The organism is Gordonia sp. PDNC005 (assembly GCF_016919385.1).
Classification (GTDB): Bacteria; Actinomycetota; Actinomycetes; order Mycobacteriales; family Mycobacteriaceae; genus Gordonia.
This window is the reverse complement of record NZ_CP070351.1, coordinates 3,162,191-3,175,268: the sequence shown is the minus strand read 5'-3', so window position 1 is coordinate 3,175,268 and position 13,078 is coordinate 3,162,191. Positions and strand designations below refer to the sequence as shown.

Here is a 13,078-nt window from a genome sequence, read left to right as displayed (position 1 = left end):
GTTAGTCAGCGCTTGTCACGCTTGGCCTGCCGGCGCTTGCCCTGTGCGATCGACGACGCCTCGTACTTCTTGCGGCCCGACTTGTCACGCGTGTCGTCGACCTTGGCCTTGCCCTTCGATGAGACCTTTCCCGACCCCTTCTTTCCGTCCTTGCCGGGACCGGCGGATCCACCCGCGGCAGCCGCGAGACGTTCGGCCTTGAGCGCCTCGGCCGCCTCGTGCGCGACGACGCCGAGCCTACGACTGACTCGGCTCAGGGCCTCCTCGAACACCTCGGCACGCTCGGCCCTCTTGACGTTCGCCTTCTTGGCCTGGCCCCGGGCGCCCTTCTTCGACACCTTCGCCGCTCCTGCGCGGCGATACTGACCGACGTGCTTGTTGCGGGCCCGGCGGATGCGGCGATGGAGTTTGAGGAGCTTGCGCTCAGACAGATCCGCGATCTGGTCGTCTTCGGTCGCGAGGACGAGCCGGTAGTCCGATTCACTGAGAATGTTCTTGATCGACATGTCGTAGCCTTCGTCCAGAGTTGTTGTGGTGCACAGAATATGCCGCACCGGACGTCCTATGTGCCCGATTCATGGGGATGTGATGACCGGCCGACGGCGGGGGCGTTCAGTCGTGCGGATACGGTGAGACGATGACGGACATCTCGAAGCAGGACTGGAACGTGCCGGCGAAGGACGATTCGCCTCACGAGGGCGGATTCCGCGCCGACCTGCAGGTGACCACGGAGCGCGGCGGCCCGACGTACGGCGACATGATCGAACAGGTCCGCAGCTTCATGGACAAGGTCCGATACGCGAGCCCGACCCACGCGTTGGCCGACGAGGTGATCGAAGACCTCGTCAAACTCAACGCGAAGCTCGACACGATGCTCGTGGACGAGTGGACGAGCCCGTCCGGCACCCGCATCGACCTTCCGTCGCGCGGCAACATCACGCTGCCGCCGTATGAGATCAGTGCGGGCGGACCCGACGGGGTCGACGCGACCGTCACCTTCCGTCGATTCCATCTCGGTGGCAACGGGGTCGCGCACGGCGGTCACGTCGCAGTCGCGTTCGACGACCTCGGGGGTATGGCGGCTGCTCTGAAGATCGGCGGCGTCTCCCGGACGGCGTACCTGACGGTCAATTACCGTTCGCTCACTCCACTCGAGACCACACTGTCACTGCGTACCTGGGTCGAGCGCCGCGACGGCCGCAAATTGTTCGTCAAGGGCACCCTGCACGACGGCGACCGCCTCTGCGCCGACATGGACGCACTCTTCATCGAACTGAAGCCGGGCCAGGCCTGATCGTTTGGTGAAATATCGTCGTACAGCGGCGACAGTTCACCAGTTCTCACTCGGTCGGCAGTTCCCGGATGGGGACAGCGGGCGACCCGACGGCCACGACGTGATCCGGTAGGTCGCGGACGACAACACTGCCCGCACCGACGACAGTGTTCCGGCCGATCGTGACGCCCGGACCAACGGTGACGTTCGAGCCGAGCCAACAGTTGTCGCCGATGACGATCGGGGCGGTCCGCTCCCAGCCCTCGCGACGAAGCGCGTGGTCGTCGATCGGATGAAGTGCGGTGGCGAGGACGGCGGACGGGCCGATCCGGACGTGGTCTCCGAGGGTGATCGGGCCGTCGTCCATCAAGAACGCGTCAGCGTTGACAAACGTTCCTCGTCCGACTCGGATGTTGAACCCGTAGCTGCAGCGCAGACGCGGAACGATTTCGGCGTCATCGCCGAACTCGGCGAACGCCGCGCGCAGGATCGCGGCCCGGCCGGCGTGGTCGGCTGCGCCCAGCGCGTTGAATCGGTCCATCGCAGTCCCGCACTCGTCACGCAGCGTGCGCAGCGCTGGACTGTCCAGGTACCACTCGCCGGAGACGAGTGAGGGGACGTCCATCAGTCGTCGAGCGGGTGCGCCTCGACGACAAAACCGGCGGCGCGCAGCCGTTCGATGAGAGCGTCTCCCATGGCGACGCTCGGGGTGAGAACACCGGAGCGGTCCGGCAGCTTGTCGCGGTCGAGGGCGAGCGCCAACGCGCTCTCACCCAGCATGACGGCGGTCGCCTTGTATCCGGGGTCGCCGTGCGCTCGCATCTGCGAGCGGTAGCGTCGGCCGGTGGTGGTCTGCGTGAACGTCTGGGTGACAAAATGACCGGCCTCGCGCGACTTCTCGTTCGGGCCTTCGCCGGGCTTCGGCAGCACCCAGTCGAGCACTTTGCGAGTGGGACGCAGGCTCATCGCGCCGAGGAACAGTCCGGTACCCACCGACACCGCTCCCGCGAGGACTGCGGACAGGCCTGGGATGCTGCCGACCGCCATGGTCTCCTGGTAACGGAAGCCGTCACCGTAGGCGCCGTCGCGCAGGGCGTTCGAGCGTCGCACGATGCGTGTGTTGAAGGAGGCCATGAAGAACGGCGCCAAAGTGCCGCGGAGTGACTTGTCGACTTTGCGTGCGTCCACCGGTGAGATGTCGCTCGGCTCGGAGTTGATGCCGGCCCGCGGTGTCTCTCCGGGTCCACCGGACAGGGACTGCGGATTCAGGAGCAGGCGACGAGTCTGCGCGTCCTTCGCCTGATCGGTGATCACGCGCACCGAGTCGATCGTGCCGCCGGAAGCCGCGCCTCGCATGGACGTCAGGACCATCGTCGTGTCGGTCATCTCGCCTTCGCCGTCTTCGGTGATCTGGCGGTACAGCAGGTAGGCGCCGATGTCGGACGGGATGGAGTCGAACCCGCACGCGTTGACGATGCGCGCGCCGGTCGCACGAGCAGTGTCGTCGGCCTTGTCGATGGCGAAACGCACAAACGGCACCTCGCCGGTGAGGTCGACGTAGTCGGTCCCGGCGGTCGCGGCCGCGATCACCAGGTTCTCGCCGTACTTCAAGTACGGGCCGACGGTGGTGCACACCACCTGAGTGCGTGCACACATCGAGTCGAGCGACGACGGCGCCTGCGAGTCGGCGACGATCAGCGGCCAACCCGACGCGTTCTCACCGAGCCTGCGCCGAACCGCTGCGAGCTTGGTCTCCGAACGCCCGGCAAGCGCGATGCGGGTGTTGGACGGCGCGTGCTGGGCGAGGTAACGGGCGGTCAGCTCGCCGACGAAGCCCGTGGCTCCGAAGACGACGACGTCGAATTCGCGACTCATGGATACGAGGCTAGTCGACATGTGTGACGAAGGGTGCGAGCTCGGCATGGCACGGATCAGGGGTTGCTGGCGGAGCCGATCACAAACGCGCCGAACGGTTTCGGGGAGGCCTTGGCGTAGAACGCGTCGACAGCGGTGACGTCCCAGCCGGCGTCGGCGATCGTCGACGGGATGTCGCGCGTCAGGTGACACCCGCCGCCGAGTCTCTTCTGAACAGGTTCGAGTCGGCGCTGCCAACGCCGTACGCCGTCGTCGGGTGCGGTCCCGTGCTCGAGGAATGCGAACACACCGCCGGGCCGGACCACGCGGCGCAGTTCGGCGAGCGCCGCGGGCAGGTCGGGAATCGTGCAGAGAGTGAACGTCGATAGCGCGGCGTCGAACGTGTCATCGTCGAACGGGAGCCGCTGACCGTCGAGTCCCGCGCGGTCGATCGGAATCGTCGACGACGCGACACGCGCGCGAGCGAGTGCCCATCCGCCGTCGCTCGGCTCGATCGCCGACACCCGCCGCACCGAATCCGGGTACTGGCCGACGTTGAAACCCGAACCGAACCCGATCTCCACGACGTGACCCGACAACGGCTCGCACGCGGCGCGACGCAGTTTGTCCATCGCAGGCATCCCGCACGTCTTCGTGATGATCCGCGGCAGCACCCGCTCCGAATAAAAGCCCATGGGCCAACGGTAATAGGGTTCTCGTCATGAATCCGTCCACTCTGCAAGCTCGCGTGATCGTCGACGAGATGATTCGCGGCGGCATCGGCGAAGCGGTCCTGTGCCCAGGTTCGCGCAATGCGCCGCTCGCCTTCGCTCTGCACGCAGCCCACCAGCAGGGACGCCTCCGACTGCACGTGCGGATAGACGAGCGATCGGCCGGATATCTCGCGGTCGGGCTGGCGGTCGCGTCGCGGAGGCCGGTGCCCGTCGTCATGACGAGCGGGACCGCCGTAGCGAACATGAGCCCCGCGGTCTTCGAGGCGAACTACGCTCGTGTGCCGTTGATCGTCATCAGCGCCAATCGGCCGTACGAGCTGCTCGGGTCCGGCGCCAACCAGACGATCGAGCAGTTCGGCATCTTCGGCACCCAGGTCCGCGCGGCCATCAGCCTCGGTCTCGCAGAGGAGGACCTCGACACCAACTCGCAGTGGCGTTCCGCAGTCGGGCGTGTCATCGCGGCCGCGCGGGGTGCGCGCACGGGAAACCCGGGGCCAGTCCAATTCGACATCCCGCTCCGTGAGCCGCTCGTCCCCGATGCGTCCGACGATCCGACCGCGGATCTGGCCGACGAGGCCGGCGGGAAGTTCGCGGGCCGTCCCGACGATGAGCCGTGGACGTACTCGCCCGGTGGGCGACTCGAGATTCCACTCGACATCGACCTGACGCGCGACACCGTCGTCGTGTCGGGGCACGGGTCTGGAGTCCATCCCGAGCTCGCCGCCCTCCCGACCGTCGCGGAGCCGACCGCGCCGCGACCGGCGAATCCACTTCACCCATTGGCACTGCGTGAACTCAAACCGCAGCAGGCCATCATCTGTGGGCGGCCGACACTGCACCGTTCGGTGTCGAAACTGCTCGCCGACCCCGACGTGGACGTCTATGCACTCACCACGGGTCCGCGCTGGCCCGACGTGTCCGGAAACGTTCGGGCGACCGGCACCCGCGCCGAACCGGCAGGCGCCCCAAGCGCCGACTGGTTGGCTCAGGCCGCCGATGTCCATGCACGTGTGGTGTCCGCGGTGAACGCCGAACTCGACGCCACCGGTGTGACCACCGGCCTGCACGTCGCTCGCACCGTCGCATCAGTGCTGCGTTCAGGGGATCGGCTGGTGGTCGGAGCGTCCAACCCGGTGCGCGACATCGCGCTCACCGGGCGTGTGGTCGACGGCGTGGCCGTCATGTCGAACCGTGGTGTCGCAGGCATCGACGGCACGAACGCGACCGCCATAGGTGTCGCGCTCACCGCCGATCGCGAAGCACGCACCATTGCGCTCATGGGCGACCTCACGTTCATCCACGATGCGACCGGCCTTGTCATCGGCCCCGCCGAACCACGTCCGCACAATCTGCGGATCGTCGTCGCGAACGACGACGGCGGCGGCATCTTCAGCCTCCTCGAACAAGGTGATCCGCGGTTCGACACGGGTGACTACACGGGTGTGTACGACCGGATCTTCGGCACGCCGCACCGCACCGACCTCGCGTCCCTGTGCGCCGGGTTCCACATCGGCCACCGCCGCGCGAACCTCGCCGACCTCGGAGCGATGCTCGACGAACCAGCGCCCGACGGCGGCATCGAGGTCATCGAGGTGGCGACGAGCCGCGAAGGTCTGCGACCGGTCCACGACCGCATCGTCGGCCGACTGGCGAGGTAATCTCTCACCCCATGACCCCGACACTGCAGAGGCGCGTGCAGATCACGCTTGCCGCGCTCGGCGTCGTCGTGACGCTCATCGGGGCCGTCATCGTCGCCGGCGCCTACCGCAACGACGCCAAGATCGACGCGAACAAGGCGACCGCGGTCGCCGAGGTGATCGCCGCCGACAGGCTCCATGCCGCCGTCAACTTCGTGACCCCCGACGGCGTCCTGCGGAACCCGAAGCTCGGGCTCCTGTATCCGACGCAGCTGGCGACCGGGCAGCGGATCCTCGTCGACTACGACTCCACCGATCCCGACACCCTTGCCAGGCCTGCCGGTCGCGGCGCCGACTTGTCGATCAAACCGGCAGTGTCGATCGTCGCCGCGGGATGGATTGTCGTGATCATGCTCATGCTCGTCGTGGCCGAAGTGGGACGCCGCACGCGGCGCGGATAGTCTCGGTGGCATGACTACTGGTCCCCACCGTGCCGGTCTCGACAAGCAGCCCGCCGACGTCGCCGAGATGTTCGACGGAGTCGCTCGCCGCTACGACATCACCAACACGGTGCTCTCGTTCGGCCAGGACCGCCTGTGGCGACGCAACACGCGGCGCGCGCTCGCGTTGCGTCCCCGCGACGTGGTCCTCGACCTCGCCGCCGGAACCGCGGTGTCGACGACGGAGCTGGCGGCTTCCGGCGCCACCGTCGTCGCAGCGGACTTCTCGCTCGGAATGCTGCGGGCCGGTGTTCGACGCAACGTGCCGAAGGTCGCGGCCGACGCGCTGCATCTGCCGTTCGCCGATGCGTCGTTCGACGCCGCGACGATCTCGTTCGGTCTCCGCAACGTCAACGACGTACCGCTTGCCCTGTCGGAGCTCAAGCGGGTGCTCAAGCCGGGGGGACGCCTGGTGATCTGCGAGTTCTCGACGCCCACGTGGCGGCCGTTCCGGACCGTCTACATGGAGTACCTGATGAAGGCGCTGCCCGCCGTCGCCACCAAGGTGTCGAGCAACCCGGACGCATACGTCTACCTCGCCGAGTCGATCCGCGAATGGCCGAATCAAGACGGCCTGGCATCGCTGATCTCCGCCGCGGGCTTCACCGACGTCGGCTGGATCGACCAGACCGGCGGCATCGCCGCCATCCATCACGCGATTCGCCCGTCGTAGGGGCCTGTTCGCGACACTCACCGACAGACGCGACCTTCACAAGAGCCGCGGCTGCGAACGAGGCGTCGGTCTGCGTCGTCGGATGCAGCGTTCGTCGTCGAAATCCGCGAGTGCGTGGAAGTACGGCTCAGGCTCAGGAGAACGGCGGACGCGCCTCGAATCGTGACGCGGCTATCCCCGCGCCGCGCCAGGCGCGTGCGATGAGGTCGGAGTCGTCGGCGGTCAGCAGGTTCCCCATCACCCTGACCACGGTCGACATCAGGGCCGCCGACCGGATCCCGGGACGCCCGAGTACGGGAACCGTCTTCGGCACGGTCAACAGGCCTGCCGCGCGTCGTGCGGCCGCGAAAACCGGTCCGTACTCACGACGGAGCAACGCCGGCCAGGCCGTGGTGAAGTCGGCTTCGTCGGCGAGCATCGCGACTGCGAGCTCGGCTGTCTCCAACGCGTAGTCGATGCCTTCGCCGTTGAGGGGATTCACGCATGCCGCGGCGTCGCCGATCAGCATCCAGTTCGCTCCGGCGACACCGCTGACCGCGCCGCCCATCGGAAGCAGCGCAGACGCGACGCGCTCCGGAGCGCCGGTCAGCGCCCACTCGTCAGAGACCATCTGCGCATAGTGTTCGAGGACCGGCCGCAGGGCCATCGACGCTGGACGCTTCCCGGTCGCCAGGGCGCCGACGCCGACGTTCACGGTCCCGTCTCCGAGCGGAAACACCCAGCCGTACCCGGGCAGCAGCTCCCGGTCCGGGCCGCGCAGTTCCAGATGGGAACCCATCCATTCCGCATCGGACCGATCCGAGGCGACGTACGAGCGCGCAGCGACTCCGTAGGCCGTGTCCCGATGCCACTCGCGACCGAGTGATTTGCCCAACCCCGATCGGACGCCGTCGGCGACGATAACGTTTCGCACGGCGATCGCGGAGTGCTCACCACCACGTTTGACGGTCACCGACTCGATCCGGCCGCCCGTGATCTGGACGCCGATCGCCTTGGCACCCTCGACCATGCGGGCGCCCTTCGCCAGTGCGAAGCGGCGGATCGCGTCGTCGAGCTCCCATCGCGGCGCGGCGCTGCCGACCGGGCCGAAGGCAGACGACGGCCAGGGCACCTGCTGCCGTCGGCCCCACCCGTTCAGTTCGAGACCGCGGATCGCCGGTCGGTCGGCGAGGAAATCCCCCATGCCGAGGTGCTTCATCGCGGCGTACGCGCGAGGTGTGAGGCCGTCGCCGCAGGTCTTGTCTCGCGGGAAGGTCGCGGCGTCGAGCAGAACGACGTCGAGTCCGCGTCGCGCAGCGTGCGCTGCTGCCGCGGCACCGGCGGGACCTGCACCGACGACGAGAAGGTCGGCGTCGGATGGGAGACCGTTGGGGCTGTCGTGGTCACCGGGGGTTGCGCTCGTCACCCGACCAGTATGTCGGGCGGTGTCGGACGATAGGGTGGGCGGTGTCATCGACCTCTCGCCGAACACGCGGCGACCCGAGAAGACGAGATGGGGCACGACACCCGTGAAGTCCACATTCGCCGGACTGGACCTCGGCGCAGACGAGTTCGCAACGCAGGTGCAGACATCACTCGCCCGCGTCGAGGATCTGTTGCTGAGTGAACTCTCGTCGGGCGACGAGATCCTCACCGAGGCCGCGACTCACCTCGCAAAGGCGGGAGGCAAGCGTTTCCGTCCCATGTTCGCGATCCTCTCATCGCACTTCGGGCCCGACCCGGAGAACAACGACGTCATCACGTCGGCAACCGTCATCGAGATGACGCACTTGGCGACGCTGTACCACGACGATGTGATGGACGAGGCCCCGCTGCGTCGGGGTGCGCAGTCGGCGAACGCCCGGTGGTCGAACTCGGTCGCGATCCTCGCGGGCGATTTCCTGTTCGCCCGTGCCTCGCACCTCGTGTCGACGCTCGGCCCGGATGCGGTGCGGATCATCGCCGACACGTTCGCAGAACTGGTGACCGGCCAGATGCGCGAGACCGTCGGCGCTCAGGGCCGAGATCCGGTGGAGCACTACCTCCGCGTGGTGTGGGAGAAGACGGGCTCGCTGATCGCATCCGCGGGCCGCTTCGGCGCCATGTCCGCGGGAGCGGACCCGGAGCGCGCCGCCACTCTGCAGCGTCTCGGCGACATCATCGGTACCGCATTCCAGGTGTCCGACGACGTCATCGACATCGCATCGGTGACCGGAGACTCCGGTAAAACGCCGGGCACCGACCTCCGGGAGGGGGTCCACACGCTGCCGGTCATCTACGCGCTGCAGGGCGACGGGCCCGACTCGGTTCGCTTGCGTGAACTGCTCGTCGACGCCGACACGGGTGCTGCCCGTCCGGTGACCGACGACGCCGAGGTGACCGAGGCACTTCACCTGCTGGTCGCATCCGACGGAATGGTCGCGGCGCGCGCCAAACTGCAGGAGATGGCGGACGAGGCGAACGGTCTCCTCGCAACCCTGCCCGCCGGTGACGCCAACAACGCCTTCGCATCACTGGTGCGGTACACCGTGGAACGGATCGGCTGACGTCGGACGCCTCGAATGGTTGCGTCTGGAACTTTTCTCCGCGCACCGAGCGTTTGAGTGTATGAACGTCTCAGAGGAACCATAGGAGGCTGGCGTGCATTTCAACGGGCTCAAAACTGCTGCGTTGATGGGTCTGATGTCGGCGATCATCGTCGGCATCGGTGCTGCTTTCCAGAACACGACGATCCTGTTCGTGTCGGTGCTGTTGGCGGTCGGAACCAATGCGTACGCGTACTTCAACAGCGCGAAGCTGTCGTTGAAGGCCATGCATGCGCAGCCTGTCACCGAAGTGCAGGCTCCCGCGCTGTACCGGATCGTCCGTGAGCTCGCCACGCAGGCGCACCAACCGATGCCGGCGCTCTACATCAGTCCGACGGAGTCGCCGAACGCTTTCGCAACAGGCCGCAACCCGAAGAACGCGGCCGTCTGCTGCACGAGCGGCATCATGGAACTCCTCACCGAACGGGAGCTCCGCGCGGTCCTCGGCCACGAACTGTCGCACGTCTACAACCGAGACATCCTGATCAGCTCGGTCGCCGGCGCGATGGCCGCCGTCATCACCGGACTGGCGAACATGGCGATGTGGATGGGCATGTTCGGCGGCAACCGGGACAATGGTCCGAACCCGCTTGCGATGATCCTGGTGTCGCTGCTGGGGCCGATCGCCGCGAGCGTCATCCAGATGTCGGTGTCGCGGTCTCGTGAGTTCCAGGCCGATGCCTCGGGTGCGGAACTGACGAACGACCCGCTGGCGCTGGCATCTGCACTGGGCAAGATCTCGGGCGGGATCGCGTCGGCTCCGCTGCCGCCGACGCCGGATCTGACGTCGCAGTCGCATCTGATGATCGAGAGCCCGTTCCGGGCCGGCGAGAAGCTCTCGCGTCTGTTCTCCACACACCCGCCCACCGCTGAGCGCATCGCCCGACTGGAGCAGATGGCCCGCGATCAAGGTCAGTCGTTCTGATCATCGATTCTGACTAATCGAGGGCACCCGCGGTGAAGCGAGCACTGAAGCGTGGGCGGGGATTCTCACGACGAGCCCTCCACAGCGCGCGAGCCGCTAGGCGAGCCCGCGAGGACTGCCGAGGAGTGGGAATCCCAGCCCACGCTTCAGCGCGGCATCACGGGCGGTCTACCGGTAGTTGACGAACTGGAGGGCGATGCCGAAGTCCTCACCCTTGAGGAGAGCGATGATCGCCTGGAGGTCATCGCGCTTCTTCGACGAGACGCGGAGTTCGTCGCCCTGAATCTGTGCTTTGACGCCCTTGGGGCCTTCGTCGCGGATCTTCTTGGAGATCTTCTTGGCGTGCTCGGAGTCGATGCCCTGGACGATGTCGCCGGAGATCTTGAACGTCTTGCCCGAGCCGACGGGGTCGCCGGCGTCGAACGCCTTGAGGGAGATGTCCCGGCGGATCAGCTTCTCCTTGAACACTTCGAGGCCCGCGAGGGCCCGTTCCTCGGTGTCGGAGGTGATCACGATCTTCTCTTCGCCGGACCAGGCGATGGTGGTGTTGGTGCCGCGGAAGTCGTATCGCTGCGAGAGCTCCTTGCCTGCGGTGTTCAGTGCGTTGTCGACCTCCTGGCGGTCGACCTTGCTCACGACGTCAAACGAAGAATCAGCCATGCTGGGCACACTACACCGTCCCTGAACAGCGCGTTTGTGCGGTGGTGGGAGGTTCGTTGTATTCTTTCTCCCGTTGCCTTCGGGCAGCACAATGGCAGATTGCCCGAGCGGCCAAAGGGAGCGGATTGTAAATCCGTCGCGCAAGCTACACAGGTTCGAATCCTGTATCTGCCACTGACGTGGTTCCTTCATGTAGGACAGTTGACCAGCGGTTTTGGTTATCGGACCTGCTTGTGTGTAACCTCGTTGAGGCTCTTACGTCACGGTGGCGACATGCTGTCGGGTAGTGAGGCACGCCCCCTTAGCTCAGTCGGTAGAGCGTTTCCATGGTAAGGAAAAGGTCGACGGTTCGATTCCGTCAGGGGGCTCGCTGGTTTCGCTTCGCGAGTTGTGGGACCGACAGGGCGGTGTAGCTCAGCTGGTTAGAGCGCACGACTCATAATCGTGAGGTCGGGGGATCGAGTCCCCCCACCGCTACACATCGAACACCCGGTGCACGCCCCGGCCCAGAGCCTGGGTCGCGATACGGGCCCGATTACAAGCTAGACGCGAAAGTAGGCAACAAAGTGGCTTCCTCAACCGATGTGCGGCCGAAGATCACCTTGGCATGCGAGGTGTGCAAGCACCGCAACTACATCACCAAGAAGAATCGTCGTAACGACCCCGATCGTCTCGAGCTGAAGAAGTTCTGCCCGAACTGCGGCAAGCACGAGGCTCACAAGGAGTCGCGCTGACTTCTCGTCGCGCCTCCGCGTGACGTGATACAGACCCTTCAAGCGGGCCACCTCCATGTGAGGTGGCCCGCTTGATTTTGTTTGCACTCCACCGGGGAGTGACAATCGTATATAACGATCGAGTATCGATCCGTTTGTGAGATGAGACCATGTGTGCGCCGCAGGTCCAGCCCGAAGGCCGCGGTGTTGTTAGACGGCCCACGGGGGGCGTGTGAGGAGAGTGCAGCAGATGACGCAGCAGGTCGAGACCAAGATGACGCCGGAGGAGCTTGCGGCGCACTCCAGGTCGGTGGTGGGGTACAGCTACACGGTCGACGACTATTACGAGGTCGGCCGTGAGGAGATCCGCAAGCACGCGCGAGCGGTCCAAGACGACCATCCGGTGCATTGGGACGAGGCGAAGGCCGCCGAACTCGGACATGATTCGCTCATCGCGGCCCCGACGTTCATCTCCGTGCTCGGCATCATCGCCCAGCGACGCCTCTTCGAAGAGGTGGTCACCGGGTACGACGTGTGGCAGGTGATGCAGACAGACCAGCGGCTCGTGTTCCACCAGCCGATAAAGGTGGGCGACAAGTTGGTCTGCGACGTCTCGCTGGAGTCGTTCCGGCAGTCGATGGGCACCGACATGATGGTCACGAAGAACATCGTCTGGAACCAGCACGACGAGCCGGTGATGACCACGTTCACCTCCGTGGTGGCGCGTCCGTCGGTCGAGGCGGATCCGGCGATGCTCGACAAACTCGAGCACGTGATGATGAAGGTCGACAACGAGCCGCGTACCGCACAGACCGTGTTCGGTCCGTTCGACCGGTACTCGGACCCTGATCCGCAGGTCGAACCGAAACCGTACGGCGCCATCGACTTCGACTCGCTTGTGGTCGGGCAGGAGATTCCCCCGGTGACGAAGGTGCTCACACTCGGGAACCTGGTGAACTACGCAGGGGTCGGCTGCGACCCGAACCCGATCCATTTCTCCCCTGAGGTGGCCAAGGCGATCGACCTCGAACAGCCGGTGGCGCACGGCATGCAGACGATGGGTCTGGCTGCGAGCGTCGTGAGTTCCTTCGTCGGCGACCCAGCGGCCATCTACGAGTTCAACGTCCGCTTCACGAGCCCGGTGTACGTCCCGCCAGTCGGATACGCCGAGGTTGAGTTCACCGGAAAGGTCCGTTCGCTCGACCCCGAGACGCGTCGCGGAGTGATCGCGCTCGTCGCGAAGCAGGGCGATCGGAAGATCTTCGGACGTGCGCAGGCGCTCGTTCAGTTCGCCTGATCTACCACCGAGTTGGGGCCGACCGCAGGTTTGCTCTACACTGTGTGAGTCTGAGCTTTCACAGACTTCCGCGCTGCCCTAAGGGTGGCGCGTTGGTTTTGTAAGCGACGACCGTATCGGGCTCGAGTCCGGTACAAAGGGGCGTAGCTCAACTGGCAGAGCAGCGGTCTCCAAAACCGCAGGTTGCAGGTTCAAGTCCTGTCGCCCCTGCCCTCGGGCAGTTTGCATACGAAGGGATCGGTGAGAAG

Annotated in this window: 14 protein-coding genes and 4 tRNA genes; 12 read left to right on the top strand and 6 right to left on the bottom strand. The window is 66.0% G+C overall.

Translation table 11 applies throughout. The features are described 5' to 3' along the window. Positions 1-5 precede the first annotated feature (5 nt). Positions 6-506 (bottom strand): hypothetical protein, encoded by a 501-nt coding sequence (locus JVX90_RS15215; RefSeq protein ID WP_205329540.1) that lies wholly within the window; start codon positions 504-506, stop codon positions 6-8. A gap of 131 nt (positions 507-637) precedes the next feature. Here JVX90_RS15215 and JVX90_RS15210 point away from each other — a divergent pair, with 131 nt between their 5' ends. Next, positions 638-1,294, top strand: coding sequence for a PaaI family thioesterase (locus JVX90_RS15210; protein WP_205329539.1), 657 nt, complete (start codon positions 638-640; stop codon positions 1,292-1,294). Positions 1,295-1,340: 46 nt separating this feature from the next. On the opposite strand, the gene JVX90_RS15205 is transcribed toward JVX90_RS15210, so the two are convergent. The 3 genes from JVX90_RS15205 to JVX90_RS15195 are packed head-to-tail and all read right to left on the bottom strand — an operon-like array spanning position 1,341 to position 3,822. Continuing rightward, complete coding sequence (locus tag JVX90_RS15205) at positions 1,341-1,898, bottom strand: sugar O-acetyltransferase (RefSeq protein WP_205329538.1); 558 nt, start codon at positions 1,896-1,898, stop codon at positions 1,341-1,343. Beyond that, entirely contained in the window at positions 1,898-3,148 is a 1,251-nt protein-coding gene (locus JVX90_RS15200; RefSeq protein ID WP_205329537.1) for a saccharopine dehydrogenase NADP-binding domain-containing protein, read from the bottom strand. The genes JVX90_RS15205 and JVX90_RS15200 overlap by 1 nt, the downstream gene beginning before the upstream one ends. A gap of 56 nt (positions 3,149-3,204) precedes the next feature. Further along, positions 3,205-3,822 carry a class I SAM-dependent methyltransferase gene (locus JVX90_RS15195; protein WP_205329536.1) on the bottom strand — a complete coding sequence of 206 codons (618 nt, stop codon included), beginning with the start codon at positions 3,820-3,822 and terminating at the stop codon, positions 3,205-3,207. A gap of 26 nt (positions 3,823-3,848) precedes the next feature. On the opposite strand from JVX90_RS15195, the gene menD reads away from it, so the two are divergent. Genes menD through JVX90_RS15180 form a run of 3 tightly spaced genes read left to right on the top strand, consistent with a single transcriptional unit; the run spans position 3,849 to position 6,671 of the window. Then, complete coding sequence (gene menD / locus JVX90_RS15190; protein ID WP_205329535.1) at positions 3,849-5,519, top strand: 2-succinyl-5-enolpyruvyl-6-hydroxy-3-cyclohexene-1-carboxylic-acid synthase; 1,671 nt, start codon at positions 3,849-3,851, stop codon at positions 5,517-5,519. A gap of 11 nt (positions 5,520-5,530) precedes the next feature. Then, positions 5,531-5,959 (top strand): hypothetical protein, encoded by a 429-nt coding sequence (locus JVX90_RS15185; protein ID WP_205329534.1) that lies wholly within the window; start codon positions 5,531-5,533, stop codon positions 5,957-5,959. Between the two features lie 10 nt (positions 5,960-5,969). Then, positions 5,970-6,671, top strand: coding sequence for a demethylmenaquinone methyltransferase (locus JVX90_RS15180; RefSeq protein ID WP_205329533.1), 702 nt, complete (start codon positions 5,970-5,972; stop codon positions 6,669-6,671). Positions 6,672-6,804: 133 nt separating this feature from the next. Here JVX90_RS15180 and JVX90_RS15175 read toward each other — a convergent pair whose 3' ends face one another. Further along, entirely contained in the window at positions 6,805-8,076 is a 1,272-nt protein-coding gene (locus JVX90_RS15175; protein ID WP_205329532.1) for a geranylgeranyl reductase family protein, read from the bottom strand. 103 nt (positions 8,077-8,179) lie between these two features. On the opposite strand from JVX90_RS15175, the gene JVX90_RS15170 reads away from it, so the two are divergent. Next, entirely contained in the window at positions 8,180-9,196 is a 1,017-nt protein-coding gene (locus JVX90_RS15170; protein ID WP_205329531.1) for a polyprenyl synthetase family protein, read from the top strand. A gap of 94 nt (positions 9,197-9,290) precedes the next feature. After that, entirely contained in the window at positions 9,291-10,160 is an 870-nt protein-coding gene (gene htpX / locus JVX90_RS15165; RefSeq protein ID WP_008377522.1) for a zinc metalloprotease HtpX, read from the top strand. 168 nt (positions 10,161-10,328) lie between these two features. Here htpX and JVX90_RS15160 read toward each other — a convergent pair whose 3' ends face one another. After that, the gene (locus JVX90_RS15160; protein ID WP_205329530.1) at positions 10,329-10,820 is read right to left on the bottom strand and encodes a YajQ family cyclic di-GMP-binding protein; all 492 of its coding nucleotides are present in this window, start codon (positions 10,818-10,820) and stop codon (positions 10,329-10,331) included. Between the two features lie 93 nt (positions 10,821-10,913). Here JVX90_RS15160 and JVX90_RS15155 point away from each other — a divergent pair. The 6 genes from JVX90_RS15155 (at position 10,914) to JVX90_RS15130 (ending at position 13,040) form a co-directional block, all read left to right on the top strand. Then, positions 10,914-10,994 (top strand) — tRNA-Tyr (locus JVX90_RS15155). Positions 10,995-11,115: 121 nt separating this feature from the next. Next, positions 11,116-11,188 (top strand) — tRNA-Thr (locus tag JVX90_RS15150). Between the two features lie 35 nt (positions 11,189-11,223). Then, positions 11,224-11,297, top strand: a tRNA-Met gene (locus JVX90_RS15145). An 89-nt stretch (positions 11,298-11,386) separates the two neighbouring features. Continuing rightward, complete coding sequence (gene rpmG, locus JVX90_RS15140) at positions 11,387-11,554, top strand: 50S ribosomal protein L33 (RefSeq protein ID WP_008377524.1); 168 nt, start codon at positions 11,387-11,389, stop codon at positions 11,552-11,554. 229 nt (positions 11,555-11,783) lie between these two features. Next, a complete protein-coding gene (locus JVX90_RS15135; RefSeq protein ID WP_205329529.1) occupies positions 11,784-12,830 on the top strand; it encodes a fused (3R)-hydroxyacyl-ACP dehydratase subunits HadA/HadB in 1,047 nt (348 codons plus the stop codon). A 137-nt stretch (positions 12,831-12,967) separates the two neighbouring features. Beyond that, positions 12,968-13,040, top strand: a tRNA-Trp gene (locus tag JVX90_RS15130). The last annotated feature ends 38 nt before the right edge of the window (positions 13,041-13,078 follow it).